Source organism: Bifidobacterium xylocopae, assembly GCF_003315615.1.
GTDB lineage: Bacteria > Actinomycetota > Actinomycetes > Actinomycetales > Bifidobacteriaceae > Bombiscardovia > Bombiscardovia xylocopae.
Genome location: NZ_PDCH01000027.1, coordinates 1 through 3207 on the forward strand (window position 1 = coordinate 1; position 3207 = coordinate 3207).

The 3207-nt window shown below is 72.9% G+C and carries 3 protein-coding genes; 2 read left to right on the forward strand and 1 reads right to left on the reverse strand.

All coding sequences use genetic code 11. The annotated features are described in order from the left end of the window. Positions 1-45 precede the first annotated feature (45 nt). The gene (locus tag CRD59_RS08015; protein ID WP_161522320.1) at positions 46-183 is read right to left on the reverse strand and encodes a hypothetical protein; all 138 of its coding nucleotides are present in this window, start codon (positions 181-183) and stop codon (positions 46-48) included. A gap of 112 nt (positions 184-295) precedes the next feature. Between CRD59_RS08015 and CRD59_RS07460 the strand changes: the two genes are divergently transcribed. Together CRD59_RS07460 and CRD59_RS07465 are read left to right on the forward strand one after the other, a co-directional pair. After that, positions 296-1702 carry a ParB/RepB/Spo0J family partition protein gene (locus CRD59_RS07460; RefSeq protein ID WP_113854058.1) on the forward strand — a complete coding sequence of 469 codons (1407 nt, stop codon included), beginning with the start codon at positions 296-298 and terminating at the stop codon, positions 1700-1702. Positions 1703-2113: 411 nt separating this feature from the next. Beyond that, positions 2114-2635 (forward strand): hypothetical protein, encoded by a 522-nt coding sequence (locus CRD59_RS07465; RefSeq protein ID WP_113854059.1) that lies wholly within the window; start codon positions 2114-2116, stop codon positions 2633-2635. Positions 2636-3207: the final 572 nt, after the last annotated feature.

A 3207-nucleotide genomic window follows, 5' to 3' on the forward strand; every position in this document is an offset into this window, starting at 1 on the left:
CGGACGGAGGGGCCCTATGGTCCCCTCCGGCTGTTTCCCGCCGGCTCACACCCCATCCGGGGTGTGGGCCTCGAAGGGTTGGTTGTCGGACCCCGTGACCATGCCACCAGGCCGCTGCGCGTCAAGCCCGGTCCGTTCCGGCCCACGCCCCCCTGCGCCGCCCATGGCCGACGAGTCTGCCATGGGTGGCTCCGGCCGCCGTGTCCCGGCCCGCACGCGGGCTTGACGCTCCGCTCAAACCTGGCGGCAGGCTCATGGTGTCCGACAAAGAGACATCCCACGTAAGGAGACCATCATGAGCAACAGGCAGAGCATGAAGCAACAGGGGCAGGCGGGGGAGGGCGAGCGTATCGTCCTGCTGGCCCTGGACCGGGTGCGGGAGAACCCGGACAACCCCAGGGCGGACGTGGGCGACGTGGACGAGCTCGCGGCCAGCATCGAAGCACAGGGCATCCAGCAGGCCCTGGTGGTCACCCCGGCCGGACCGGACGGCGTGCACACCCTGGTCATCGGCCACCGGCGGCTAGCCGCCGCCCGGAAGGCCGGCCTGGAAATGGTGCCGTGCGTCGTGCGCGACGTGGACGAGAGGCGGCAGGCCGAGCTGATGCTGGTCGAGAACGTCCACCGCAAGGACCTGGCCGCGTTGGAGGAGGCCGACGGGTACGCGCGCCTGCTGGACCTGGGCGAGGACGCGGATACCATGGCCCGGAGGACCGGTCGCAGCGCGGCCACCGTGCGTCGCCGACTCAAGGTCGCCTCCATCGACCCCGAGAAACGCTCCTGCGTCTCCCCCCAGGCCACCCTGGACCAGCTGGAGACCATAGCCGACTATGCCGATATGCCGGCCTGGCAGGGCCACCTGTCCAGGTCCGCCGGCACGGCGGACTGGGACATGGCTCTGAGGAAGGCGCAGCTGGCGCGCCGGATGGGCCGGTGGGCGGACGATGTCCGCCGGTACGCCGGGGAGTCCGGCCTGCCGGTCGTCCAGATGGACGAGGACCGGCCGTGGGAAGTGCCGGAGGGATACCTCACCCTGCACGTCGTCACGGCCGCCGGCACCGGGACCCCGGCCGAGGACCTGCGCTCCTGGACCGGGGGGAACCCCGACCCGGAGCCCGCCGCCCTGGGCCTGGCGGTGGGGGAGAACACATGGCAGACCCGCGCGGTCCTGTTGGCGCCGGCCCCGGCCGGCGGGGAGGACGAGGAGGCCCGCCTGCGCGAGAAGGACGAGCGCGAGCGGGAGGGGGCCGAACGCCGGGCCCGCACGGAGCGGAGCCGGGAGTTCGCCCGGGCCAGCCGCGACCTGCGCCTGGCCCACGCCCGTCACCTTGCCGGTCTGAAACGGCCGCCCAAGGGCATGGCCGATGCGCTGGCCCACCTGGCCGTGGCCCTGGCCTGCCACACGATGGAGAACACTTACATCGGCGAGGACGAGGCCGGGGCCGTGTGGGACGACATCGCGGGGGCGGAGGCCGGCTGGCCAGGTGCCGCCGGGCTGGGTTCGGACGGCCGACTCGGGCTGCGGGCCTTCGCCGCCGGCCAGGCCGTCATCGAGGCCGGCATCGACGAGGACTGCTGGACCTCCACGGACATCGTGGGCCAGGTCATGGCCCCCTACTACCAGTCCCTGGAGGCCAGCGGCTACGAGGTCAGCTCCGACGAGCGGGCCGCCCTTGAAGGTGGGTTCACGTCCCAGGACTGACCTCCGGACCCGCCCCCCTCGGGGGGGGGGGACGGGCGCCGGGGGCCATCGCTCCCGCCGCCCCGGGCGGGCGGCACTCACGACGGCCGCGCCGGCCCGCCGGCGCCGCTTGGATTCGGACGGGCCGGCCCTGCGGGCCGTCCCGGCGGTTTCCCGCCGGCCCACACCCCATCCGGGGTGTGGGCCTCGAAGGGTTGGTTGTCGGACCCCGTGACCATGCCACCAGGCCGCTGCGCGTCAAGCCCGGTCCGTTCCGGCCCACGCCCCCCTGCGCCGCCCATGGCCGACGAGTCTGCCATGGGCGGCTCCGGCCGCCGTGTCCCGGCCCGCACGCGGGCTTGACGCTCCGCTCAAACCTGGCGGCAGGCTCATGGTGTCCGACAAAGAGACATCCCACGTAAGGAGACCATCATGCGCAGCATCACCCCAGAAGAGGCACGCACCACGGACCGAGACGCCATCGACGCCTGGAAGCACGCCCTGGACCAGCGGTGCGGGCTGGACCGGCGGCAGCGGCGCCTCATCCGCGAGACCATCAGCCGCGACCTGCCCTGCCGCGACGCCATCGTGTGCGCCTGCATGGACCCGAGCCTGCCGACGGAATCACTCGAACGCATGGCCTGCGACCCCCAGGACGACCGCGCCCTGCGCGACCTGGCCCGCACGCTCGACAGCGCTTTCACGCGGGGCATCCGCCTGGACCGGCCCGCCCTGGCCCACGCCGACCGGCTGCTGGAACAGCTCGCCGACCCCGACGACCGCAAGGCCGCGCAACCCATCGCCATCAGCGCCTACCTGGCCTGGATGCAGGACGACCGGACCCTGGCCGCCGACCAGGCCGCACGCGCCCTGCACATCGACAGCGGGCTCACCCTGGCCGGCATCGTGCTGGCCGCCATCGCCCACCACGTGCACCCGGTCATCATCGAATGAGCGGACCGGGCCGCCCGTCCTGGCGGCCGGCCGAACGGACGGCCTGACGGCCGACCCCATCCACCGGCCCCGCCAAGGGCGGCGCCGGCAACCCCCGCCAAGGGCGGGGGCAGGGCAGGAAACGGAGCGGGCCCACGCCCGCCCGCAGATCATAACGGCCCACCCCGGGCCTCAACCAGGGAGCGTCGGACAAGCCGCCGCACACCAGGTTGACCCCCGGGGCCCCAGGCCGTCCCCGTCATCCCAGGCCGGAAGGCCCACGCCCCTACAAGGGAATCGGAACGGCGCCGCGAACACCCGGCCCGGAGTCATGCACGGTGCCGGTGCACGGGCATCCTCCTTGGCCGCCCGTTTGAGTCGTTCCGACGATACCTGCGCTGCTCCTGCGGGCCCGTCGGTGCGTCGCGCTTCGCGCGCCGCACACGAGAGCCCTCCGTGCGCTGCTCGGTCTCTCTCCACTTGTTCAAACGGACCACCAAGGAGGAAGCAATGACCTACACCATCGAGCAGTACACAGTCCCCATGAGCTACGACGACCCCATACAGCCCGAACCCACATGGATGAGCAGCCC